Source organism: Pseudomonas sp., assembly GCF_032058845.1.
GTDB lineage: Bacteria > Pseudomonadota > Gammaproteobacteria > Pseudomonadales > Pseudomonadaceae > Aquipseudomonas.
Genome location: NZ_DAMCCR010000061.1, coordinates 1 through 23,603 on the forward strand (window position 1 = coordinate 1; position 23,603 = coordinate 23,603).

Annotated in this window: 20 protein-coding genes; all 20 read left to right on the plus strand. The window is 63.5% G+C overall.

Features of this window, described 5'->3' with window-relative positions:
• Positions 1 to 716: flagellar assembly peptidoglycan hydrolase FlgJ (flgJ, locus tag RT028_RS12920; RefSeq protein WP_312935374.1), on the plus strand; the 716-nt coding region annotated here is incomplete at its 5' end.
• Between the two features lie 10 nt (positions 717 to 726).
• Positions 727 to 2,769: a flagellar hook-associated protein FlgK gene (gene flgK, locus RT028_RS12925; RefSeq protein WP_312935376.1), complete on the plus strand. Its 2,043-nt coding sequence runs from the start codon at positions 727 to 729 to the stop codon at positions 2,767 to 2,769.
• 13 nt (positions 2,770 to 2,782) lie between these two features.
• Positions 2,783 to 4,345: a flagellar hook-associated protein 3 gene (locus RT028_RS12930; RefSeq protein ID WP_312935377.1), complete on the plus strand. Its 1,563-nt coding sequence runs from the start codon at positions 2,783 to 2,785 to the stop codon at positions 4,343 to 4,345.
• A gap of 546 nt (positions 4,346 to 4,891) precedes the next feature.
• Complete coding sequence (locus RT028_RS12935; protein WP_312935412.1) at positions 4,892 to 5,347, plus strand: REP-associated tyrosine transposase; 456 nt, start codon at positions 4,892 to 4,894, stop codon at positions 5,345 to 5,347.
• Between the two features lie 788 nt (positions 5,348 to 6,135).
• Positions 6,136 to 7,077, plus strand: a complete 942-nt coding sequence (locus tag RT028_RS12940; RefSeq protein ID WP_312935379.1) for a ketoacyl-ACP synthase III — start codon at positions 6,136 to 6,138, stop codon at positions 7,075 to 7,077.
• A gap of 292 nt (positions 7,078 to 7,369) precedes the next feature.
• On the plus strand, positions 7,370 to 8,815 hold the full coding sequence (locus RT028_RS12945; RefSeq protein ID WP_312935381.1) for a flagellin: 1,446 nt from the start codon (positions 7,370 to 7,372) through the stop codon (positions 8,813 to 8,815).
• Positions 8,816 to 8,890: 75 nt separating this feature from the next.
• Positions 8,891 to 9,259, plus strand: a complete 369-nt coding sequence (locus tag RT028_RS12950; protein WP_312935382.1) for a flagellar protein FlaG — start codon at positions 8,891 to 8,893, stop codon at positions 9,257 to 9,259.
• A gap of 85 nt (positions 9,260 to 9,344) precedes the next feature.
• On the plus strand, positions 9,345 to 10,733 hold the full coding sequence (fliD, locus tag RT028_RS12955; RefSeq protein ID WP_312935383.1) for a flagellar filament capping protein FliD: 1,389 nt from the start codon (positions 9,345 to 9,347) through the stop codon (positions 10,731 to 10,733).
• Positions 10,734 to 10,815: 82 nt separating this feature from the next.
• Positions 10,816 to 11,217, plus strand: coding sequence for a flagellar export chaperone FliS (gene fliS, locus RT028_RS12960; protein ID WP_312935385.1), 402 nt, complete (start codon positions 10,816 to 10,818; stop codon positions 11,215 to 11,217).
• 18 nt (positions 11,218 to 11,235) lie between these two features.
• Positions 11,236 to 11,532 (plus strand): flagellar protein FliT, encoded by a 297-nt coding sequence (locus RT028_RS12965; protein ID WP_312935387.1) that lies wholly within the window; start codon positions 11,236 to 11,238, stop codon positions 11,530 to 11,532.
• Positions 11,533 to 11,706: 174 nt separating this feature from the next.
• The gene (locus RT028_RS12970; RefSeq protein WP_312935389.1) at positions 11,707 to 13,182 is read left to right on the plus strand and encodes a sigma-54 dependent transcriptional regulator; all 1,476 of its coding nucleotides are present in this window, start codon (positions 11,707 to 11,709) and stop codon (positions 13,180 to 13,182) included.
• Positions 13,183 to 13,386: 204 nt separating this feature from the next.
• Positions 13,387 to 14,607, plus strand: a complete 1,221-nt coding sequence (locus tag RT028_RS12975) for an ATP-binding protein (protein WP_312935390.1) — start codon at positions 13,387 to 13,389, stop codon at positions 14,605 to 14,607.
• Positions 14,608 to 14,701: 94 nt separating this feature from the next.
• Entirely contained in the window at positions 14,702 to 16,063 is a 1,362-nt protein-coding gene (locus RT028_RS12980; RefSeq protein WP_312935392.1) for a sigma-54 dependent transcriptional regulator, read from the plus strand.
• A gap of 415 nt (positions 16,064 to 16,478) precedes the next feature.
• The gene (fliE, locus tag RT028_RS12985; protein ID WP_312935393.1) at positions 16,479 to 16,805 is read left to right on the plus strand and encodes a flagellar hook-basal body complex protein FliE; all 327 of its coding nucleotides are present in this window, start codon (positions 16,479 to 16,481) and stop codon (positions 16,803 to 16,805) included.
• A gap of 11 nt (positions 16,806 to 16,816) precedes the next feature.
• Positions 16,817 to 18,595 carry a flagellar basal-body MS-ring/collar protein FliF gene (gene fliF, locus RT028_RS12990; RefSeq protein ID WP_312935394.1) on the plus strand — a complete coding sequence of 593 codons (1,779 nt, stop codon included), beginning with the start codon at positions 16,817 to 16,819 and terminating at the stop codon, positions 18,593 to 18,595.
• Positions 18,588 to 19,607 (plus strand): flagellar motor switch protein FliG, encoded by a 1,020-nt coding sequence (gene fliG, locus RT028_RS12995; protein ID WP_312935398.1) that lies wholly within the window; start codon positions 18,588 to 18,590, stop codon positions 19,605 to 19,607. The genes fliF and fliG overlap by 8 nt, the downstream gene beginning before the upstream one ends.
• 439 nt (positions 19,608 to 20,046) lie before the next feature.
• Complete coding sequence (gene fliH, locus RT028_RS13000; protein WP_312935400.1) at positions 20,047 to 20,835, plus strand: flagellar assembly protein FliH; 789 nt, start codon at positions 20,047 to 20,049, stop codon at positions 20,833 to 20,835.
• A complete protein-coding gene (gene fliI, locus RT028_RS13005) occupies positions 20,825 to 22,186 on the plus strand; it encodes a flagellar protein export ATPase FliI (protein WP_312935402.1) in 1,362 nt (453 codons plus the stop codon). Before fliH ends, fliI begins: the two co-directional genes overlap by 11 nt.
• A gap of 87 nt (positions 22,187 to 22,273) precedes the next feature.
• On the plus strand, positions 22,274 to 22,726 hold the full coding sequence (gene fliJ, locus RT028_RS13010) for a flagellar export protein FliJ (RefSeq protein ID WP_312935403.1): 453 nt from the start codon (positions 22,274 to 22,276) through the stop codon (positions 22,724 to 22,726).
• Between the two features lie 294 nt (positions 22,727 to 23,020).
• Positions 23,021 to 23,368, plus strand: coding sequence for an Hpt domain-containing protein (locus RT028_RS13015; protein ID WP_312935404.1), 348 nt, complete (start codon positions 23,021 to 23,023; stop codon positions 23,366 to 23,368).
• Positions 23,369 to 23,603 lie beyond the last annotated feature (235 nt).

Below are 23,603 nucleotides of genomic sequence, written 5' to 3' on the forward strand. Positions count from 1 at the left end.
GCCTGGCCCTGCCGGGCAAGCTCACCGACCGTCTGCTGGCAGGCATCGTGCCCTCGGCCAGCAGTTCGACCGAAGCCGCAGCGGCCCCGGCGCTGCGCGGCCGTGACGCCAGGGTCAAGCTTGACGGCGCCGTGGCGCAGACCTTTGCTGCACCGGCCACCGGCACGCAGATCCTTGGCCGGACCGTGGCGCAGCCGCCGTTGGCCCCACAGAAAGCGTTCTCGGGCAGCGACGAATTCGTCAGCACCATGCTGCCGATGGCTGAAAAGGCCGCCAAGCGTATCGGCATCGACCCGCGCTACCTGGTCGCCCAGGCCGCGCTGGAAACCGGTTGGGGCAAATCGGTGATGCGTAACGCCGATGGCAGCAGCAGCCACAACCTGTTCGGCATCAAGGCCACCGGCAAGTGGCAGGGCGGGGAGGCCAGCGCCATTACCAGCGAATTCCGCGAAGGCAAGTTCGTCAAGGAGCGTGCGGCGTTTCGCTCGTACGAGTCTTACGAAGACAGCTTCCATGACCTGGTCAGCCTGCTGCAGAACAACGGCCGCTATAAAGATGCGGTGGCCGCTGCCGATAAACCGGAACAGTTTGCCAAAGAGCTGCAGAAGGCCGGCTACGCCACCGATCCTGACTACGCGCGCAAGATCATCAGCATTGCCAGGCAGCTGCAACCCACCACTCAATACGCCATGGCCGGCTCTGCAACGACTCTATAAGGATTGACGCATGACGAATCTGATCTCGATCGGGCTGAGCGGCCTGGCTGCCAGCCAAGCGGCGTTGTCGGTGACCTCCAACAACATCGCCAACGCCGCGACGTCGGGCTATTCCCGTCAGCAGACGATCCAGACCAGCAGCCCGTCGCAGAACATCGGCGTGGGCTTCCTGGGGACCGGCACCACCTTGTCTGAAGTGCGCCGCATCTACAGCGCCTACCTGGACAACCAGTTGCAGTCGGCCACTTCCCTGCAGGCTGATGCGACCGCGTTCCAGGACCAGATCACCGGCATGGACAAGCTGCTGGCTGACCGTGATACCGGTATCAGTTCGGTGCTCACAGGCTTTTTCTCGGCCTTGCAGACCGCCGCTGCGGCGCCGTCTGACGTGGCCTCGCGGCAATTGCTGCTGACCCAGGCGCAGACCCTGAGCAACCGCTTCAATGCGGTCTCCAGCCAGATGAACCAGCAGAACGAGCAGATCAACTCGCAGCTGCAGACCGTGGCCGGGCAAGTCAACAAGCTCACCGCCAACATCGCCGAGTACAACCGCCAGATCGTCCAGCAGAGCGCTTCGGGCAGCAGCCCGAACAGCCTGCTCGATGCGCGCGGCGAAGCGGTACGCCAGCTCAACGAGCTGGTTGGCGTGACGGTGCAGGAACGCGATGGCAATTTCGATGTGTCACTGGGCACCGGCCAGGCGCTGGTCACCGGCGTGCGCGCCAATACCTTGTCGGTCGAGCCGGGCAGCGCCGACAAGAGCCAGGCCAGCATCAAGATCGATTACCCCAACTTCAGTTCCGACGTGACTTCGGTGATCACCGGCGGCCAGATCGGCGGCGTGCTGCGCTACCGCAACGACGTGCTGGCGCCGGCGATGAACGAGCTGGGCCGGGTGGCCCTGGTGGTGACCGACAGTATCAACTCGCAGTTGGGCCAGGGTCTGGATGCCAACGGCCAGTTCGGTGCCGACCTGTTCTCCAGCATCAACAGCGCCACGGCCATCGCTCAGCGCAGCCTGGCGTCGTCGGGCAACAGCGCCGGCTCCGGCAACCTCGACGTGAGCATCCGCAACAGCGGCGCGCTGAGCATCTACGACTACGAAGTCAAGTTCAGCAGCGGCACGCAGTACAGCGTGCGTCGCTCCGATGGTACCGACATGGGCAACTTCGACCTCAGTGCCGACCCTGCGCCGGTGATTGACGGCTTCAGCCTGGCGCTCAAGGGCGGCGCGCTGGCAGCCGGTGACAGCTTCAAGGTGATCCCGACCCGTACGGCTGCGGCGGCCATCACCACCGTGACCCTCGACGCCAACAAACTGGCCTTCGCTGCGCCCGTGACGGCGGCCGCCAATGGCGGCAACGGCGGCACCGGCACCATCGCCCAACCGACCCTGACCGAGCGCCTGGACATCTACGGCGGTGCCGATACCGCCATCGCCCGCGACGCCATGCGCACCTCGATGCCCGTGCGCATCGTGTTCCAGGCTGCCGCCAACGGCGCCCAGGGCTACACCGTGTTCGATGCCAAGGGCGCCTCGATCGGCAAAGGCAGTATCGTGCCGGGGCAGGACAACAAGCTCTCGATCAGCGTGCCGATGCGCGATGCCAGTGGCGCGCCGATCCTCGATGGCAATGGCCAGCCGCGCAGCTTCAGCCTCGACACCAGCATTGGTGGCAGCCCCAACGGCAATGACAGCTTCAGCCTGTCGTTCAACACCGACGGCAAGGCCGACAACCGCAATGCCACGCAACTGCTGGCGCTGCAGACCAAAGCCACGGTGGGCACCAATTCCGGCGGCGGGATCAGCTTCACGTCGTCTTATGCGTCGCTGGTAGAGCGGGTCGGCGCCAAGGCCAGCCAGGCCAAGATCGATGGCACCGCCACCGATGCGGTGCTCAAGTCGGCCAAGGAAAGCCGCGGCGCGGTGTCTGGGGTCAACCTCGATGACGAAGCGGCCAACCTGGTGAAGTTCCAGCACTATTACACCGCGTCGTCGCAGATCATCAAGGCGGCGCAGGAAACCTTCCAAACCTTGATCAACGCACTCTGAAGGAGAGCTGACCATGCGCATCTCGACTGCTCAGTTCTACGACGCCAGCGCCACCAGCTATTCGAAGAATTTCTCCGACATGGCCAAGACCAACGACCAGGTCACCTCTGGCGTACGCATCCAGAGCGCTGGCGACGACCCGGTCGGCGCGGCGCGCTTGCTGGTACTGCAACAGCAGCAGGCGCTGCTGGGCCAGTACAGCGGCAATATCAACACCGTCAGCAACGCCCTGCTGCAGCAGGAGAGCGTGCTCACCACCATCAACGATGCGTTGCAGCGCGCCAGCGACCTGGCCATCCGTGCCGGCGGCGCTGGCCTGACCGATGCCGACCGCACTTCGGTCAGCAGCGAATTGAAAGAGATCGAGGCCAACGTGTTCGGCCTGCTCAACTCGCGTGATGCCAACGGCAACTACATGTTCGGCGGCTCCAAGAGCGCCACACCGCCGTATGTGCGCAATGCCGATGGCACCTACACCTTCCAGGGCGACCAGACCCAGCTGAGCCTGCAGGTGTCCGACACCCTGAGCCTGGCCACCAACGACTCGGGCTTCAGCGTGTTCGACCAGGCGACCAACAAGGAACGCACCCAGTCGACCCTCACCGCGCCATCGACCGATGACGGCAAGGTACTGTTGTCCCAGGGCCTGATGACCTCGACGCCGACCTACAACAGCCGCTTCGCCTCCGGCCAGCCGTACTCGCTGAACTTCACCAGCTCTACGCAGTTCTCGATCACCGATGCCAGTGGCAAGGACATCACCGCCGAAACCACCACCAACGGGGTCTTCGACGCGAGCACCGAGGGGGGCAATGTCGTCAACCTGCGCGGGGTGGAATTTCGCGTCGACCTGGCGCTCAAGCCCGGTGAAAACGCTGACGCGGCCGTGGCCGGCCATGCGTTCAAACTGGAAGTGCGCCCTGACAGCCTGACCGCCACCCGTGCGGCCGGCAATACGTCAACGGCGCAGATCACCGGCAGCACCATCAGCAACGCGGCGGATTATCACAGCACCTTCCCGAGCGGCGGCGCGGTGATCAAGTTCACCAGCGACAGCACCTATGAGCTGTATGCCCAGCCGATGACCGAAGGCGCGCAATCGATCGCCAAGGGTTCGGTCGCCGGCGGCGCTTTTACGGTCGCAGGGGTGACCTACCAGCTCAGCGATGCGCCCAAGGCCGGTGACCAGTTCTCGGTGACCGCCAACACCCACCAGACGCAGAACCCGCTGCAGACCCTGGCCAAGTTGCGCGCAGTGCTCGACGCGCCCATCGACGACAAGAACGCCAACGTCGACCTGCGCAACGCCGTGTCCTCGGCGGTCGCCAACCTGGCCAGCGGCCGCGAGCGGCTGGACATCACCCGCGGCTCGATCGGTGCGCGCGGCAACTCGCTGGAGATCCAGCGCCAGGAAAACACCAGCCTGGGCGTTGCGAACAAGACCACCCAGGACGCCATCGGCAACACCGACATGTCCCAGGCCGCAATCACCCTGACCTTGCAGCAGGCCATGCTCGAAGCCTCGCAGCTGGCGTTCTCGCGGGTGTCGCAGTTGAGCTTGTTCGACAAGCTGTAAGGGCAGGGCGCTGCTGCGCGGGCAAACGCCAAGTTCGCGCGCAGGCCCTGAAAGTCCCCCGGCCCTGTGGGAGCGGCTTCAGCCGCGATGGGCTGCGCAGCAGCCCTAATAGCTGCAGGCGCGTTTCTCCGGCAATACGCGTCGCCTGAGTCAGGCCGGCTGCGCCGGCCATCGCGACTGACCGGAGCGCCGGACCGGCCGCTCCCAAAGAGGGGACTGCTCCAAGAAATTGGATTGGTGTTTAGCTTCTTGGAGGCAGCCCACAGTCTTAAGCTGCCAGGCTAGATGGTCGCGCCCCATCGCCTGTTCCCACCTCGATCGCAGTCTTCAACCCAAGCGATTTCGACTAGCTCACGCCAACCTGTTGCGTTTTCAGCCGCGATGCGCGGCAGCGCCGCGCCTCAATTTTCCGCCCTTTACAGCACCCACCTCGCGGCAACCGTCATCCAAGCCGACTCGTCTCCGCCATATCTGGCAAACCTCCCGCAACGTCCTGCACGTGCAAAAGGCACTACCTTGAAAAACCCATTTTCAAGGAAGAAAAAGATGCCTCAGCCCCGATCACATGACATTCGCCGTGGCCGTTACTCGGAAGCGGGCAGGTCGTACTTGCTGACGACCGTTACCCATCAGCGCAGATCGCTGTTCCATGATTTCCATCATGCGCGATTGGTCATCCAGCAACTGCGACGCTGTGAACTGGAGCGGTCCTGCCGTTCACTGGCGTGGGTCGTCATGCCGGATCATGTACATTGGCTGATCGAGCTGAAGGCACTACCCCTTGGGGAGGTGATGCGCAGGTTCAAGGCACGTTCCAGCTTGGCGTTGCACCGAGCTGGAGTGCCCAGCCAGCGCGTCTGGCAGGCCGGGTATCACGATCGCGCGCTGCGCCGTGAAGAAGATGTTCTCCATGTGGCGAGGTATATCGTCGCCAACCCGGTGCGAGCAGGATTGGTGAGGAGTGTTCGGGAGTATTCCCATTGGGATGCCGTATGGCTTTAGGGAGTGATATCAGTCGAAGCGGCGCAGCCGTCCTGGCTCAGGCGACGCGTATTGCCTGATAAAACGCGCCTGCAGCCATTGAGGCTGCTTCGCAGCCCATCGCGAGTGACTGGAACGCCGGACCGGTCGTTCCCAATGGGGTGGAGGCAGGCGATGTCGTCTTCGCAGGCGCATGCGAACCGAATGGAAGCAGGCGGAGGTAGAAGCATGCGGTAGGGGGCATGTGATGGAGGTAGAAGCATGCGGTAGGACTGGACTCATGCAACCGTGTGGGAGCAACTTTAGTCGCGATGGACGGCACAGCCGTCCTGACTCAGGCGACGCGTCCGCCAGATAAACCGCGACTGCAGCCGTTGGGGCTGCTTCGCAGCCCATCGCGACTAAAGTCGCTCCTACAGGAACCAGGCGATGTCGGTTTGATGGGCGCAGGCGACCCGTTGGCACCGGCCGGCCCGGCGCTCTGATCAGCCGCACTGGGTCGCGCTTTGGCGCCGCCACGGAGGACGCGCTGTCGGCAAGCGAACGGCTTCACGCGGCGATAACCCGGCAAGCGCTCAAGGCCCGAGCCGCTCACACAAGACCAGGCTTTTGCCTTTTCAATGTGACCAATGAGTCAAAAGCTGCATCTTCCCTGTATCCTATTGGCGGCTGTCGCATTTTGTTGCCCTTTATCTTTCGGCATACAGGCAACGAATCTGTGCGCGTCGTGTATCTGCACGCCAGCCCCTCCTCATGGCGCCCTCACACTGCGAGCGGCGGACTTTGGCTGTTTTGATTGGGAAGCCAGAATGATTGGCATTAAAAGCATCGCCAGCTACGTGCCGGCCCAGGGCGTGGACAACTACGCCCAAGGTGCGCGTTTCGAAAAGAACGAAGATTTCATCCTCGGCAAGATCGGCTCCGCCTTCCTGCCGCGCAAAGAGGCTGCACAGGAAACCTCTGACCTCGCCGTCGAAGCGGCCCGCGCCCTGTTCGTCAACAACCCGAGCCTCGACCCACAGTCGATCGATGTGCTCATCGTGGTCACCCAGAACGGCGACGAAGAAGGCCTGCCGCACACCTCGGCCATCGTCCAGGACAAGCTCGGCCTGAGCACCTCGGTCGCTGCGTTCGATGTATCGCTCGGCTGCTCTGGCTACGTCTACGGCCTGTACGCGATCAAGGGCTTCATGGAAGCCACGGGCCTGAAGAACGGGCTGCTGATCACCGCAGACCCTTACTCCAAGATCGTCGATCCGAATGACCGCAACACCACGATGCTGTTCGGCGATGCGGCCACCGCCACGTGGATGGGCGAGGGCGCCGACTGGCAGCTCGGCCAGTCGCGCTTCGGCACCGATGGGTCGGGCGCTGCGCACCTGAAGGTCAGCGATGGCACCTTCTTCATGAACGGTCGCCAGGTCTTCAACTTCGCTTTGCTCAAGGTGCCTGCCCACCTGCGCGAGCTGCTCGAGGCCAGCGACCTGCAGTCGTCCGACATCGACGCCTTCTGCATCCACCAGGGCAGTGCGGCCATCGTCGACGCCGTGGCGCGGCGCTTCGAGGAAGAGCTGGAGCACAAGCGCCCGGAGAAATTCGTCAAGGACATGCTGGAAACCGGTAATACCGTGTCTTCAAGCATTCCGCTGCTGCTGGAAAAACACATGTTCGGCGGCACCTGGCGGCGTGTGGCGATCAGCGGGTTTGGCGTGGGCCTGTCATGGGGTTCGGCCATTCTGCTGCGCAACTGATGCCCGGGCTTGAGCTTCGCAGCGCCACACGTGCCCCGCGAAGCTGAGCAGAACAATCAAAAAAAGCGCCGGCAGGCTTCGCCCCGGCGCTTTTTTTGTGCCCGCTCATCGGCCCCAGCACAGGCTAAACGCTTGATTTGCAAAAAGATGGCACGGTAGTGGCAATTTTTTTTGCAAATAGCCCTCAAGCCAGGGCCGCATCCGACGATAAACATTACGAAGGTTCTCTAGGCCACATCCGGCGGTTGCCAAGGCCGGAAGCCGCAGTAACTCATCCACCGAGGATTTCGTCATGGCTTTAACCGTAAACACCAACATTGCTTCGATCACCACTCAGGGCAACCTGACCAAGGCCAGCAACGCCCAGACGACCTCGATGCAGCGTCTGTCGTCCGGCCTGCGGATCAACAGTGCAAAGGATGATGCTGCAGGCCTGCAGATCTCCAACCGTCTGACCAGCCAGATCAACGGCCTGGGCCAGGCAGTGAAGAACGCCAACGACGGTATCTCGATCGCCCAGACCGCTGAAGGCGCGATGCAGGCTTCGACCGACATTCTGCAGAAAATGCGTACCCTGGCTCTGTCCTCGTCTACCGGCTCGCTGAGCGCTGACGACCGTAAGTCGAACAACGACGAATACCAGGCACTGACCGCTGAACTGAACCGTATTTCTGACACCACCACTTTCGGTGGCCAGAAGCTGCTGGACGGCTCGTACGGCACCAAGGCCATTCAGGTCGGCGCCAACGCCAACGAAACCATCAACCTGTCGCTGGACAACGTGTCGGCCAAGAGCATTGGTTCGCAGCAGGTCAAGAGCGTCGGCATCACCCCGACGGCTGCCGGTGTAGCGGGCGGCGCCATCACCGTGACCGGTAATGGCCAGAGCGCTGATGTCACCATCGACGCTGGCGCCTCGGCCAAGCAGATCGCGAAAACCCTGAGCGGCGCGGTCGGCGGTCTGAGCGCCACTGCCAGCACCGAAGTCAAGTTCGCGGTCGACTCCGGAGCCATCGCCGCTGCTACCCCGGCGTCTGCCAACTTCGATCTGGAAGTCGGTGGTCAGACCGTGAAATTCGTCGGTGTCAAAGATACTGCCGGCCTGGCCGACCAGTTGAAGTCCAACGCTGCCAAACTGGGCATCAGCGTCAACTACGACGAAACCAAAGGCACACTGTCGGTGAAATCCGATACCGGTGAAAACCTGAAATTCACCGCCGCTGACGCAGGCTCTGTCGCTGGCATCAAGGTTGCTGCCAAAGATGGCTCGGGCACTTATGGTGGTGAAGCTGCGCTTGATGCTACTGCACTCACTGTGACCGGCGCCGTGAACCTTGACTCCGCCAAAGGCTACTCGCTGACTGGCGCAGGCGTTGACAGTGTGTTCGCTGCCGCAGGTACCACCGCTGCTACCTCCGTCAAGACCACCATCTCGCAGACCGACGTCACCGACGCGACCAACGCCCAGAACGCTCTGGCGGTGATCGACAAGGCCATTGGCTCGATCGACAGCGTCCGTTCCGGCCTGGGTGCTACCCAGAACCGTCTGACCACCACTGTCGACAACCTGCAGAACATTCAGAAGAACTCCACCGCTGCACGTTCGACCGTACAAGATGTGGACTTCGCTGCAGAAACTGCAGAGCTGACCAAGCAGCAAACCCTGCAACAGGCTTCCACCGCGATCCTGTCGCAGGCTAACCAGCTGCCGTCCTCGGTCCTGAAACTGCTTCAGTAATGGCGCAGGCAGGCTAGCAACGAAAGGGCGCGTTCTACGTGCCCTTTTGCCGTTCTGACGTGAGGAGTTCTACCCATGGACATGAGCGTGAAGATGAACCCGGGCTACACGCCGCCCGTGCTGCCGGCAATCGCGCCGCTCAAGGGTTCGGCGGACCTGGCGGCGTCGCCCGATACTCCGGCTGCGGTGACGGCTGTCACCTCGCCAGCACCTGCAGCGAGCCGCGAAGCGCTGGAAAAAGCCGTCGGTGACATGCGCGACTTCGCTCGCGACAACCAGCGCAACCTTGAATTCTCGATTGATGACGACAGCGGTAAAGTCGTGGTCAAGGTCATTGCGACCGATTCTGGCGAAGTGATTCGTCAATTGCCTTCCGAGGCTGCGCTGAAGCTGGCGCAGACGCTCAACGACGCCAACAGCCTGCTCTTCAAGGACGAAGCGTAGGGTTGGCATGAAACGTGTTGCCGCAGCCGTGCGATGACTGTGATCGTCAAGCTGTTGGCAGCGACTGAATGACAGGGAGACAACGATGGCAGGTTCAACAGTTAGCGGTATCGGTTCGAACATCGATACCCAGGCGATTGTCACGTCACTGGTCAATGCGCAGAAAGCGCCGAAGCAGGCCCAGATCAATACCCAGACACTGAAGGCGACCACGACGTTGTCTTCCCTCGGCAAGGTGCAGGCCGCGCTGGATGCGTTTCGTGGAGCCATGGAGAACATGGCCACGAACAATGCTTTCAGCGGCCTGAGCGTCAAGTCTGCAGACGAGAAGGTGGCGACCGTCAAGGCCGGCAATGGCGCGGCCAATGGCGCGTTCAACCTGACCGTGGACAAGCTGGCCACGGCCTCGAAGGTATCGACTCAGGTGTACCCCGACGGGGCAAGCACGGTAGTCAACAAGACGGGCTCGGCTACCACGTTGAGCATCACCCAGTCTGGCAAGAACTACGACCTCAGCGTGCCGGCAGGGGCGACCCTGCAGCAGGTGCGTGACAGCATCAACAGCACCTTCGGCACATCCGGGCTCAGCGCCAACGTGCTGACCGATGCCAACGGGTCGCGCCTGGTGGTCACCTCGACCAAGATGGGGGTTGGCTCGGACATCACCCTGGGCGGCAATTCCGGCATCGACACCGGCTATAGCGTCATCAGCCCGCCGTCCAATGCCGAGTACATGCTCGACGGCATCAAGATGACCTCCAAGAGCAACGAGATCAGTGATGCCGTCAGTGGTTTGAGCATCACGCTGGTCGGGGTCTCGGCCATGAACTCGTCGGGCAACGAGCGCTCGCCGACGCTGCTCTCGCTGACCACCAACGCCAGCACGCTCAAATCAGGCGTGCAAGGCTTCGTCGACACCTACAACGCCTTGATGACCGCCATCAACGCCGAGACCAAGGTGACTACTGGCACCGATGGCAACCCCGTGGCGGGGGCATTGACGGGCGATGCCAGCATGCGCGCGCTGGTGACCTCGATTCGCAACGAAATGAGCCAGTTGTCGGGCAATGGTGCGTTCAAGTCACTTGCCCAGTTTGGCGTCACCACCTCGCAGGATGGCGGCCTGCTGAGCCTGGACGACAAGAAGTGGACCGCTGCAGTGGCCACCAACATTGCCGACCTGCCAAGCATCTTCACGGGCAAGACCGGCCTCTTGGCTCGCATGCAGAGCGCGACCGAAGACTTCGCCAAGGCCACCACCGGCACCTTTGCCCAGCGCACCAAGACGCTCACCGACAACCTCAACAAGCTCAAGACCGAGCAGACCACGCTCGATGACCGCATGACCGCCCTGACCAAGACTCTGCAAGACAAATACAACGCCATGGACACCCTGGTGGCCCAGTTGCGTGCCCAGAGCGACAGCGTCATGACCACCCTCAATGCACTGAACAAGGCCAACAGCGATAGCTGATCAGGCGCTTAAGTTCTCGGCGGCTCTGCCGACATAACTGTCATCAGAGCCGTTTTCTTTTTTCTGTCACGAGGTTGCACCGATGAACCCCATGAGAGCCCTTCGCCAATACCAGAAGGTCAATTCCCATGCACAGATCTCCGAAGCCACGCCGTACCGTCTGGTGCAGATGCTGATGGAGGGTGGGCTGGACCGCATGGCCCAGGCCAAGGGCGCGATGGCCCGCGGCGACGTGGCGGAAAAAGGGCTGCTGATCGGCAAGGCCATCGACATCATCATCGGTCTGCGTGATGGCCTCAGCGCTGAAAAGAGCGAGAATCCCGCGTCCATCGAGCAGCTCGCCAGCTTGTACGCCTACATGACCAATCGCCTCATGCAGGCGAATATCGCCAACGATGCCGACATGATTGATGAAGTCGCTCGGCTGCTGATCACCGTCAAGAGCGGCTGGGACCAGATCCCTCCCGCGCAACAAGCCGGCTAAGCCTGCAAGGAGCGTGTCGTGAACACTGCCATTCAACGATTCGACGAGACCCGCGATGCCCTGCTCAGCGCCTTGGGCGAGCGTGATTGGGAGGCTATTGGCAAGCTCGATGAAACCTGCCGCGGGTGCATCGACGACATGCTGACGGCAGACGTGGTGGATGAGGCCCAGATCAAGGCCAAGCTGGAGGGGCTGCTTGAGGTCTACCGCGATTTACTTGACGCCACAATAGGGGAGCGTCAGGCCATCGCGACGGAAATGTCTCAGATCAATCAGGCAAAATCCGCCGCGAAGGTTTACCATCTCTTCAGCTGAGGTAAATAACGCACGAACACCGCCCGCTTGGCGCCATTAATTTGACTGCCAAGACGTTTTTTACTTTACTAGTAGCTGTTTTCGTATTTCGAGCGTCTTAACGATGATGTTTACGTCGGAATGATCTCGAACTCGCCTCCCCGGCGCCGATATGACTAGGGAAGTTGCTATTGCATGTGGCGTGAAACCAAGATTCTGCTGATTGATGACGACAGTCACCGCCGCCGCGATCTGGCGGTGGTGCTGAATTTCCTGGGCGAAGACAACCTGGCCTGCTCAAGCCAGGACTGGCAGCAGGCAGTGGCTTCGCTGCAATCAAGTCGCGAGATTCTGTGTGTGCTCATGGGCACCGTGAATGCACCCGGCACAGTACTCGGGCAGCTTAAGACCGTTGCTGGGTGGGATGAGTTCCTTCCCGTGCTGCTTTTAGGTGAAATTTCCTCTGCCGAGTTTCCTGATGACCTACGTCGTCGGGTGCTTTCCAATTTGCAGATGCCGGCCAGCTACAGCCAGCTGCTCGATTCCTTGCACCGCGCCCAGGTCTATCGCGAAATGTATGACCAGGCGCGTGAGCGCGGTCGCCAGCGCGAGCCGAACCTGTTCCGCAGCCTGGTCGGCACCAGCCGTGCCATCCAGCATGTGCGCCAGATGATGCAGCAGGTGGCCGACACCGACGCCAGCGTGCTGATCCTCGGTGAGTCGGGTACCGGCAAGGAAGTCGTGGCGCGCAATCTGCACTATCACTCCAAGCGCCGTGACGCGCCGTTCGTGCCGGTCAACTGCGGGGCGATTCCGGCCGAGCTGCTGGAAAGCGAGTTGTTCGGCCATGAGAAGGGCGCGTTCACTGGCGCGATCACCAGCCGTGCCGGGCGCTTCGAGCTGGCCAACGGCGGCACGCTGTTCCTCGATGAAATTGGCGACATGCCGCTGCCCATGCAGGTCAAGTTGCTGCGTGTGCTGCAGGAACGCACCTTCGAGCGGGTCGGCAGCAACAAGACCCAGAGCGTGGACGTGCGCATCATCGCCGCGACCCACAAGAACCTCGAAACCATGATCGAGGATGGCTCGTTCCGCGAAGACCTGTACTACCGCCTCAACGTTTTCCCCATCGAGATGGCGCCGTTGCGCGAGCGGGTCGAAGACATTCCGTTGCTGATGAACGAGCTGATCTCGCGCATGGAACATGAAAAGCGCGGCTCGATCCGTTTCAACTCTGCGGCAATCATGTCGCTGTGCCGGCACGGCTGGCCGGGCAACGTGCGCGAGCTGGCCAACCTGGTCGAGCGCATGGCCATCATGCACCCGTACGGCGTGATCGGTGTGGCGGAGCTGCCGAAGAAATTCCGCTACATCGAAGATGAAGACGAGCAGTTGGTCGACAGCCTGCGCAGCGATCTTGAAGAGCGTGTGGCGATCAACGGCCATACGCCGAATTTCGCCAGCCAGGCGTTGCTGCCGCCTGAAGGCCTGGACCTCAAGGACTACCTCGGTGGTCTCGAGCAGGGCCTGATTCAGCAAGCGCTGGACGATGCCAACGGCATCGTTGCCCGCGCCGCCGAACGCCTGCGCATTCGCCGTACCACCCTGGTGGAGAAGATGCGCAAGTACGGCATGAGCCGACGCGATGGGGAAGAAGCGGCCGAAGAATAGGGCGCCTCACACAGGGATGCTGGATGTCGCACTGTTCTGTCGGGCCATACCGGCAGACAAACTCCAGCATCCCCTGCGTCAGCGACATCGTCATGCCCCACCGTTCAGCTCCGCAGGATGGCGCTAGACCCACCCCGGCACGGCCCTTGCTACACCCTCGCCAACAGGTCGTTTTTATGACGGTCAGCCACGCGAGAATCCCCGATGCCTCAGGCCGCCTCCCGTACCCGAGCCCCCGAACTTCAGCAACGTCCTCCCGCCCAGCCTCAGAGCCGGGAAAGCCTGGAGCAGGCGTTTGCCGTATTCAGTCAGGTGTCCAGTCAGCTCAATGCGTCCTACGGCATGCTCGAGGCCAAGGTCAGTGAGCTGAAGGGCGAGCTGGCCGTGGTCAGCGCCCAGCGCATGGCCGAGCTGGCCGAGAAAGAACGCTTGGCCAGTCGCTTGCAGAGCCTGCTCGACGTGCTGCCCGGTGGCGTGGTGGTGATCGACGGGCGCGGTACGGTCAGCGAGGCCAACCCCGCTGCCCTCGAGCTGCTGGGCGCGCCATTGCTCGGTGAATGCTGGCGCGACGTCATTGCCGAGCGGTTCGCGCCGCGTGACGACGATGGCCATGAAGTGTCCCTGCGCGATGGGCGGCGGTTGTCGATCGCTACCCGCTCACTGGGCGCCGAACCTGGCCAGTTGCTGCTGCTCACCGACCTGAGCGAAACCCGTCGCCTGCAAGATCAGCTGGCGCGCCACCAGCGGTTGTCGAGCCTGGGTCGTATGGTCGCTTCCCTGGCACACCAGATCCGCACGCCGCTGTCAGCCGCCATGCTCTACGCCAGTCATCTCGCGGACCCGGCGCAGAGCCTGCCCGATGACACACGGCTGCGGTTCGCCGGGCAGCTCAAGGACCGTCTGCACGAGCTGGAGCATCAGGTGCGCGACATGCTGGTGTTCGCCCGTGGCGAGCTGCCGCTGACCGATCGCCTGACCCCCAAAGCGCTGTTCCAGGCGTTGCAGCAAGCTGCCCACAGCCATGTCCAGGGCCACGCCGTGCGCTGGCAGTGCGATGTGCGTCTGGGTGAGTTGCTGTGTAACCGCGACACCCTGGTCGGCGCTCTGCTCAACCTGATCGACAACGCCCTGCAGGCCAGTGACGGCCCGGCGCGGCTCAAGGTGCACCTGCTGCGCCGCGAGCAGGCTCTGGAGCTGCGCATCAGTGACGCCGGCAGCGGCATCGACCCTGCGCTGTTGAAGCGCCTGGGCGAGCCGTTCCTGACCACCAGGCCCACGGGCACGGGCCTGGGCCTGGCGGTGGTCAACGCGGTGGTGCGTGCGCATCAGGGTAGGGTCGACATCCGCTCGCGAGTCGGGCGCGGTACCTGTGTGAAGGTCAGCCTGCCGCTCATCGGCATGCCGGCTGAGCAGGGCAGGGCATGAATCACAAGGTTCTGCGGGTCGAGGAAGACTGCCACCGGCGCCAGGCCCTGGCCCGCGCTTTCGAGTCAAGCATGGCAGTCACGGAGGGCAGGGCATGAACCACACGGTTCTGCTGGTCGAGGACGACCGCAATCTGCGCCAGGCCCTGGCGGACACGCTGGAGCTGGGCGGGTTTGCCTGGCAGGCCGTGGCGTCGGCCGAGGATGCATTGGTGGCAGTGGCCCAGCACAGCTTCAGCCTGGTGGTCAGTGACGTGAACATGCCCGGCATGGACGGTCATCAGTTGCTGGCCCAGCTGCGCCGTCAGTACCCGCAACTGCCTGTTTTGCTGATGACTGCCCATGCGGCGGTCGAGCATGCCGTGCAGGCGATGCGCGAAGGCGCGGTCGACTATCTGGTCAAGCCGTTCGAGCCTCGCGCGGTGCTCGATCTGGTCGAGCGACATGCGGCCCACCGCCCGAGTCACGACCAGGGGCCTATCGCCTGTGAGGCCAGCAGCCGGCAGTTGCTGGCACTGGCCGCTCGGGTCGCGCGCAGTGATTCGACGGTGATGATCTGCGGCGAATCCGGCACCGGCAAGGAGGTGCTGGCGCGCTACATCCATCAGCAGTCACCGCGCGCCGATGGGCCGTTCGTGGCGATCAACTGCGCTGCGATCCCGGACAACATGCTCGAAGCCACGCTGTTCGGCCATGAAAAGGGCGCTTTTACCGGCGCGATTGCCGCGCAGCCGGGCAAGTTCGAGCAGGCCGATGGCGGCACCCTGCTGCTCGACGAAATCTCGGAAATGCCCCTGGCCCTGCAAGCCAAGCTGCTGCGTGTGCTGCAGGAGCGCGAAGTGGAGCGGGTCGGTGGGCGCAAGCCGATCAGCCTGGATATTCGCGTGCTCGCCACCAGCAACCGCGACCTCGCCGCACAGGTGGCGGCCGGCGCGTTTCGCGAAGACCTGTATTACCGCCTGTCTGTTTTTCCGCTGGCCTGGCAGCCCTTGCGTGAGCGGCGCGACGATATTCTGCCGCTGGCCGAACGTCTGCTGGCCCGCCATGCCAGCAAATTACGGCTTGGCCCCGTGCGCCTGTCGCCCGACGCCCGAGCCTGCCTGCGCCAGCATGCCTGGCCGGGCAACGTGCGCGAGCTGGACAACGCCGTGCAGCGTGCGCTGATTCTGCAGCAGGGCGGCATGATCGAGGCGGCGGATTTCTGTCTGGCCGGCGTGACCCCCACGCTGGCTGCCAGCGCGCCGTCTGCCCCTTTGGAGCTGGCATCACCCGCAGGGCCTGCGGTGCTCGGCGATGACCTGCGCCGCCACGAATTCCAGGTGATTCTCGAGGCCCTGCGCAGCGAACGCGGGCGCCGCAAGGAGGCCGCCGAGCGCCTTGGCATCAGCCCGCGCACTTTGCGCTACAAGCTCGCGCAGATGCGCGATGCCGGGCTGGATGTGGAGGCTGCGCTGTAGGGCTGAGGGTTCCGGGTCAAGGGGCTTGGGCTTGGTGGTACCTGAGGCGGTCAGGCACGGTACGAAAAGCCTTGATGCTCGTTGGTGCTGCGTGGAAAAGATCCCGGAAGGCGGGCCTCGACCGGGCGTCCCCCGCCTTTTTTACCTGGCCTGAATTTCGCCCCGGGGCGGGTCGCACAGTGCCGCAGCGTCATGACTGGGAGGCTACGCCGGCCGTCGTTGCCTGCCTTTGTCTGCCCCAGCGTCATGCCCGCGACGCGCCACACGGCGAACGCGCGCCTGCGAGGCCGTGGCGCGTTGGTCGCCCAGTGCCGTGCTTTTCAGCGCGCACTCTCGGACTGGCATTCTTGTTGCTAGGTCCTGCTTACCCGCCGCATGAGTGTCAAAAAAATGCGGCCGCCGCAGAGAGAATCCCATGACCCAAGGTGTTCAATTCAATCGTCTGATGCTGGACATGCGCGCCATGCAGGCCGAAGCCATGTCCCAGCCAAAAGCCGTGGCTGCGCCTGAGCTGGGCCAGAATTCGTTCGCTGACATGCTCGGCCAGGCCATCGGCAAGGTGAATGACACTCAGCAGTCGTCCAACGCCCTGGCCAATGCCTTCGAGATCGGCAAGGGCAATGTCGACCTGACCGACGTCATGGTCGCGTCGCAGAAAGCTTCGGTGTCGTTCCAGGCACTCACGCAGGTACGCAACAAGCTGGTCCAGGCGTACCAGGACATCATGCAGATGCCAGTTTGAGGGCTCAGTAAGTGGCCGATGCCTCCGTCGACACTCCACCGGCAACCACCGGCAAGCCAGCCTCCAAGGTTTCGCTGCCCGGATTGGGGTTTCTGGAAAACATCTCGCGCATGCCCGCGCTGCGCCAGGTCGGCCTGTTGGTGGGGCTGGCGGCCAGCGTGGCAGTCGGTTTTGCCGTGGTGCTGTGGTCGCAGCAGCCCGACTACCGTCCGCTGTACGGCAGCCTGGCGGGCATGGACACCAAGCAGGTCATCGAGACCCTCGGCGCGGCCGATATCGGCTACCGCGTCGAACCCAACTCCGGTGCATTGCTGGTCAAGGCCGATGACCTCTCCCGCGCCCGCCTGAAACTGGCCGCCGCCGGGGTGGCGCCGAGCGACGGCAACGTCGGCTTCGAGCTGCTCGACAAGGAACAAGGCCTGGGCACCAGTCAGTTCATGGAAGCCACCCGCTACCGCCGCGGCCTGGAAGGCGAGCTGGCGCGGACCGTCTCGAGCCTGAACAATGTCAAGGGCGCCCGGGTGCACCTGGCCATCCCGAAAAGCTCGGTGTTCGTGCGCGATGAGCGCAAGCCCAGCGCCTCGGTGCTGGTGGAAATGTACCCCGGTCGCAGCCTGGAAAGCGGTCAGGTGATGGCCATCGTCAATCTGGTGGCGACCAGCGTGCCGGAGCTGGACAAGTCCCAGGTCACCGTGGTCGACCAGAAGGGCAATCTGCTCTCCGAGCAGCTGCAGGACACCGCCCTGACCATGGCCGGCAAGCAGTACGACTACAGCCGCCGCATGGAAAGCCTGCTGACCCAGCGCGTGCAGAACATTCTGCAACCGGTGCTGGGCAACGACCGTTACAAGGCTGAAGTGTCGGCAGACGTCGATTTCAGTGCGGTGGAATCCACCGCCGAGCAGTTCAACCCCGAACAGCCGGCGCTGCGCAGCGAGCAATCGGTAGACGAGCAACGCTCCAGCAGCCAGGGCCCACAAGGTGTCCCGGGCGCGTTGAGCAACCAGCCCCCGGGTGCTGCCGCTGCGCCGCAGAATGCGACGGCTGCGGCACCGGCTGCCGGCGCCATCCAGCCGGGGCAACCGCTGCTCGACGCCAACGGTCAGCAGATCATGGACCCGGCCACTGGCCAGCCGATGCTCGCGCCGTACCCCAGCGACAAGCGTCAGCAAAGCACCAAGAACTTCGAACTGGACCGTTCGATCAGCCACACCCGCCAGCAGCAGGGCCGTCTGACCCGCCTGTCGGTGGCCGTGGTAGTCGACGACCAGGTCAAGATCGACGCCGCCACCGGCGCCGCGACCCCGGCGCCCTGGAGCAGCGAAGACCTGGCGCGCTTCACCCGCCTGGTGCAGGACGCCGTAGGCTTCGATGCCAGCCGTGGCGACAGCGTCAGCGTGATCAACGTGCCGTTCTCGGCCGACCGTGGCGAGGTGATTGCGGACATTCCGTTCTACTCGCAACCGTGGTTCTGGGACATCGTCAAGCAGGCGCTTGGGGTGCTGTTCATCCTGGTCCTGGTGTTCGGTGTGCTGCGCCCGGTGCTGAACAACATCAGCCGCGGCGGTAAGGCCGGCGATGCCCAGGGCGATTCGGAACTGGGCCCGATGATCGGCATGGACGGCGCACTGGGCGACGACCGTGTCAGCCTGGGTGGCCCGCAAAGCATCCTGCTCCCCAGCCCGACCGAGGGTTACGAGGCGCAGCTCAACGCAATCAAGGGCCTGGTGGCCGAAGACCCGGGTCGTGTAGCTCAGGTCGTCAAGGACTGGATCAACGCCGATGAGTGATAACCGCGCTGTAACCGCCAAGCTCAGCCGCGTCGACAAGGCGGCCATTCTCTTGCTTTCACTGGGCGAAACCGACGCCGCCCAGGTGCTGCGCCACATGGGCCCCAAGGAAGTGCAGCGGGTCGGTGTGGCCATGGCGCAGATGGGCAACATCCATCGCGACATGGTCGAGCAGGTGATGAGCGAGTTCGTCGAGACCGTGGGCGACCAGACCAGTCTGGGTGTCGGTTCCGACGGCTACATTCGCAAGATGCTCAATCAGGCCCTGGGCGAAGACAAGGCCAACGGCCTGATCGACCGCATTCTGCTCGGTGGCAACACCAGCGGCCTGGACAGCCTCAAGTGGATGGAGCCGCGCGCCGTGGCCGACGTGATCCGCTACGAGCACCCGCAGATCCAGGCCATCGTGGTGGCCTACCTCGATCCCGACCAGGCCGGTGAGGTGTTGGCCAACTTCGACCACAAGGTGCGTCTGGACATCATCCTGCGCGTCTCTTCGCTGAACACCGTGCAACCGGCGGCGCTCAAGGAGCTGAACCAGATTCTCGAGAAGCAGTTCTCCGGCAACTCCAACGCGGCGCGCACCACCTTGGGCGGCATCAAGCGCGCGGCCGACATCATGAACTTCCTCGACAGTTCGGTGGAAGGCCAACTGATGGATTCGATCCGCGAGGTCGACGGCGACCTCTCCGAGCAGATCGAAGACCTGATGTTCGTCTTCAACAACCTGGGCGATGTCGACGACCGCGGTATCCAGTCGCTGCTGCGCGAAGTCTCCTCGGACGTGCTGGTGGTGGCCTTGAAAGGCGCCGACGACCGGGTCAAGGACAAGGTCTTCAAGAACATGTCCAAACGTGCGTCCGAGCTGCTGCGCGACGACCTGGAGGCCAAAGGCCCGGTGCGTGTCAGCGACGTCGAAGGCGCGCAGAAGGAAATTCTCACCATCGCTCGGCGCATGGCCGACGCCGGCGAAATCATGCTGGGCGGCAAGGGTGGCGAGGAAATGATTTGAGCCGGCGGCGTAGCGTCGGTGGCCACTCCCAATACGATCATGGAGGAGCCAGCTGTCGTTCACGAGGGGCTGACAAACGGTCGGATCAGGCCTTTGTCGACAGCAACGCGGTCCTGATGGCTGCAGTCTTGCCTTATCCAGGAATACGCGTCGCCTGGGTCAGGACGGCTGCGCCGTCCATCGCGACTGAAGTCGCTCCTACACAGGATTGGGTGGGAGCGGCTTCAGCCGCGATGGGCGGCAACGCCGCCCCAACGCAAGCGCTTCGGTCGCACCCACAAAACGCAGACAGCCGTTGCCATGGAGCCTCCACTGCCTGATCACGCGTCACCTCGCAGCGCGCGCCACCCACCGAGATTTCTCTGGTCGACGCATTGGCGGCTGAAACCGTCTCCACTAAGGTTGCGTTGGATGAAAACGGATTCGAGAGCCCGACTGCATGTCCAGTAAAGAACAACACCCCAGCGACCTGATTCGCGCCCGCGACCTGCAGGGCGTTGACGTCTGGACGCTGCCCAGTTTCGACCCTGCACCACCGCCTGCACCGGCACCTGCGCCTGAAGCCGCTCCCGAACCCGTCGAGGACGAGATCGCCGAAGTACCGATCGAAGACGTGCAGCCGATCACTCTCGAAGAGCTCGAAGCGATCCGCCAGGAGGCCTACAACGAAGGCTTCGCCACCGGTGAGCGCGAGGGTTTCCACAGTACTCAGCTCAAGGTGCGCCAGGAAGCCGACGCCGCCCTGGCCGCCAAGCTCGGCAGCCTCGAGCAGGTGATGCAGCAGTTGCTCGAACCGATTGCCGAGCAGGACACGCAGATCGAGCGCAGCCTGGTGCACCTGGTCAGCCACATGGCCCGCCAGGTGATCGGGCGTGAGCTGCGTGGCGACTCGAGCCAGATCACCCACGTGTTGCGAGAAGCGCTCAAGCTGCTGCCGATGGGCGCCGAGAACATCCGCATTCACCTCAATCCGCAGGATTTCGAGGTGGCGAAAACCTTGCGTGAACGCCATGAAGAGCGCTGGAAGCTGGTCGAGGACGAAGCGTTGCTGCCCGGCGGCTGCCGCATCGAAACCGCCCACAGCCGCATCGACGCGAGCATGGAAACCCGTCTGGAAAAGGCCGTGGCGCAACTGTTCGATCAACTCCATGAACAGGCGCTGCACCCGGCGCCAGCCGATATCACGCTCGACCTGAACGACACCCGCGAGGTCGACGATGCGCATTGACCGCACCAGTTTCGGCAAGCGTCTGGACGGCTACGCCGAGGCAATCCAACTGCCCGCGCAACCGGTCGCCGAGGGCCGCCTGCTGCGCATGGTAGGGCTGACGCTGGAGGCCGAGGGCCTGCGCGCGGCGGTGGGCAGCCGCTGCAAGGTGATCAACGATGACAGCTATCACGCCGTGGAAGTGGAAGCCGAGGTCATGGGCTTCTCCGGCAGCAAAGTGTTCCTCATGCCGGTGGGCAGCGTGGCCGGTATCGCGCCGGGCGCCCGTGTGGTGCCGCTGGATGACAGCGGCCGCCTGCCCATGGGCATGAGCATGCTCGGCCGAGTGCTCGATGGCGCCGGGCGCGCGCTGGACGGCAAGGGCGGGATGAAGGCCGAGGACTGGGTGCCGATGGAAGGCCCGACCATCAACCCGTTGAACCGCGAGCCGATCAGCCAGCCGCTGGACGTGGGCATTCGCAGTATCAATGGCCTGTTGACGGTGGGCCGCGGTCAGCGCCTGGGCCTGTTCGCCGGTACCGGCGTCGGCAAGTCGGTGCTGCTGGGCATGATGACGCGCTTCACCGAAGCGGAAATCATCGTGGTCGGCCTGATCGGCGAGCGCGGTCGTGAGGTGAAGGAATTCATCGAGCACATTCTCGGCGAGGAGGGCATCAAGCGCTCGGTGGTGGTGGCGTCCCCTGCAGACGATGCGCCATTGATGCGTCTGCGCGCGGCCATGTACTGCACGCGCATTGCCGAGTATTTCCGCGACAAGGGCAAGAACGTACTGTTGCTGATGGACTCGCTGACCCGTTTCGCCCAGGCCCAGCGCGAAATCGCCCTGGCCATCGGTGAGCCGCCGGCCACCCGTGGCTATCCGCCTTCGGTGTTCGCCAAGCTGCCCAAGCTGGTGGAGCGGGCCGGCAATGGCGAGAAGGGCGGCGGCTCGATCACGGCGTTCTACACGGTGCTGTCCGAAGGCGACGACCAGCAAGACCCGATCGCCGACTCCGCGCGCGGCGTGCTCGATGGCCACTTCGTGCTGTCGCGGCGCCTGGCCGAGGAAGGGCACTACCCGGCGATCGACATCGAAGCCTCGATCAGCCGGGTGATGCCGCAAGTGGTCGACATCGATCACCTGCGCCAGGCGCAGAAATTCAAACAGCTGTGGTCGCGCCTGTCGCAGAGCCGCGACCTGATCAGCGTGGGCGCCTACGTGCCAGGCGGTGACCCGGAGACGGATATGGCCATCGCCCTGCAAGGCAAGCTGGTGGCGTACCTGCGTCAGGGCCTGGACGAAAACGTCAGCCTGGCCCAGGGCCGGGCGGAGCTGGCCGCCGTGTTCGCCAGCCCCACGAATGGGGGGTGATGCCTTGGATCTGATGGCATGCACGGACAATTCTACCGGGTCGCCGTCTGTGCGGCGCTCGCCGGTCCAGCCTGAGGCAGCCAGGTCATGAGCGTGCCCAGCCGTGCCGCGCGCCTGGCGCCGGTGGTGGAGATGGCCGAGGAGACCGAGCGCAAGGCTGCGCAGCGCCTCGGCCAGTTCCAGCAACAGGTCAACGTTGCCCAGGCCAAGCTCAGTGAGCTGGAACAGTTTCGTACCGATTACCAGCAGCAGTGGATCAACCGTGGCGGGCAGGGCGTCGATGGCGCCTGGCTGGTCAACTACCAACGCTTTCTCGGCCAGCTGGAAACGGCTATGGGCCAGCAGCGCCAGAGCCTGACCTGGCACCAGAACAATCTGAGCAATGCCCGCGGCGCCTGGCAACAGGCCTATGCACGGGTCGAGGGGCTGCGCAAGCTGGTGCAGCGCTATATGGACGAAGCGCGACGGGCCGAGGACAAGCGCGAGCAGAAGCTGCTCGATGAGCTGTCGCAGCGCTTGCCGCGGCACGAGTTTCCCTAGCGCGGCAGTGGAGCGCAGTGGCGGTCCGCAGGGTGCAACCGTTCGGCACGCTTTGCAGACGAACCACAGGCTTTTCCGACGAACTCCGCGCAATCAGCACACGCTGGCAACGTTGGGCGCTACACTTCGACCACCTTGTGGAACCTGCCCCGGTGGCAAGCGTCTGATCGTCGACCGATGGCCGACCAGGTCGGGCGAACCGGGCAGTGAGCAGATGGCGGGAATGCAGGGTAGAGGGGTTGGCAGGCCAGGGGTCGCCAGCCAGGTAATCGAGCTTGATCAGGGAGTGAGCAAGTGATGGACATGCACATCGATCACGAGGTGTTGAGTGACCTGCGTGAGGTCATGGAAGACGGCTACCCACAGTTGTTGCAGACCTTTCTGGATGACTCCGAGCGGCGCCTTAGCCAGTTGCACGATGCCAAGGACGCCAGCGAGCTGGGCCTGGCCGCGCACAGCTTCAAAGGCAGCAGCAGCGACATGGGCGCGGTGGGGCTGGCCGAGCTGTGTCGTCAGCTGGAAGAGCGTGTGCGCCAGCAGCCGCTGTACGGCATCGAAGACCTGATCAACCGGATCGATCTGGAATACCGTGAAATCCAGCATTTCTACCGCGGCGAACAAGACCGTCTCTCCACCGGCTAACATCTGGCGCGACTTTTGCTATGGTTTTTGCGATAGCAGCCAGACGCATTTCAGCCCTTTGGCGCGGAGACCGATCAATGCCCGTCGCACCCAATCCCTTGTTGCAAGCCCCGCGCGTGTCGCAGTCTGTCAGCGCCAGTACGGCCGTGGTGGAAAAACCGCAGCAGCCGGGCGCTGGGGGGTTCGACAAAGTATTGGCTGGGCAGGGTCGCAACAAGCCGGCCCACGCCGACAA

What these genes read in the sequence shown, in the direction of transcription:
- RT028_RS12930 (WP_312935377.1), top strand. Translation starts at nt 2,783, where the DNA reads ATGCGCATCTCGACTGCTCAGTTCTACGACGCCAGCGCCACCAGCTAT.
- RT028_RS12975 (WP_312935390.1), top strand. Translation starts at nt 13,387, where the DNA reads ATGCCTCAGGCCGCCTCCCGTACCCGAGCCCCCGAACTTCAGCAACGT.
- RT028_RS12945 (WP_312935381.1), top strand. Translation starts at nt 7,370, where the DNA reads ATGGCTTTAACCGTAAACACCAACATTGCTTCGATCACCACTCAGGGC.
- fliI (WP_312935402.1), top strand. Translation starts at nt 20,825, where the DNA reads ATGCGCATTGACCGCACCAGTTTCGGCAAGCGTCTGGACGGCTACGCC.
- RT028_RS12950 (WP_312935382.1), top strand. Translation starts at nt 8,891, where the DNA reads ATGGACATGAGCGTGAAGATGAACCCGGGCTACACGCCGCCCGTGCTG.
- flgK (WP_312935376.1), top strand. Translation starts at nt 727, where the DNA reads ATGACGAATCTGATCTCGATCGGGCTGAGCGGCCTGGCTGCCAGCCAA.
- RT028_RS12980 (WP_312935392.1), top strand. Translation starts at nt 14,702, where the DNA reads ATGAACCACACGGTTCTGCTGGTCGAGGACGACCGCAATCTGCGCCAG.
- fliD (WP_312935383.1), top strand. Translation starts at nt 9,345, where the DNA reads ATGGCAGGTTCAACAGTTAGCGGTATCGGTTCGAACATCGATACCCAG.
- fliS (WP_312935385.1), top strand. Translation starts at nt 10,816, where the DNA reads ATGAACCCCATGAGAGCCCTTCGCCAATACCAGAAGGTCAATTCCCAT.
- fliE (WP_312935393.1), top strand. Translation starts at nt 16,479, where the DNA reads ATGACCCAAGGTGTTCAATTCAATCGTCTGATGCTGGACATGCGCGCC.
- fliJ (WP_312935403.1), top strand. Translation starts at nt 22,274, where the DNA reads ATGAGCGTGCCCAGCCGTGCCGCGCGCCTGGCGCCGGTGGTGGAGATG.
- fliG (WP_312935398.1), top strand. Translation starts at nt 18,588, where the DNA reads ATGAGTGATAACCGCGCTGTAACCGCCAAGCTCAGCCGCGTCGACAAG.
- RT028_RS12935 (WP_312935412.1), top strand. Translation starts at nt 4,892, where the DNA reads ATGCCTCAGCCCCGATCACATGACATTCGCCGTGGCCGTTACTCGGAA.
- RT028_RS12940 (WP_312935379.1), top strand. Translation starts at nt 6,136, where the DNA reads ATGATTGGCATTAAAAGCATCGCCAGCTACGTGCCGGCCCAGGGCGTG.
- RT028_RS12970 (WP_312935389.1), top strand. Translation starts at nt 11,707, where the DNA reads ATGTGGCGTGAAACCAAGATTCTGCTGATTGATGACGACAGTCACCGC.
- fliH (WP_312935400.1), top strand. Translation starts at nt 20,047, where the DNA reads ATGTCCAGTAAAGAACAACACCCCAGCGACCTGATTCGCGCCCGCGAC.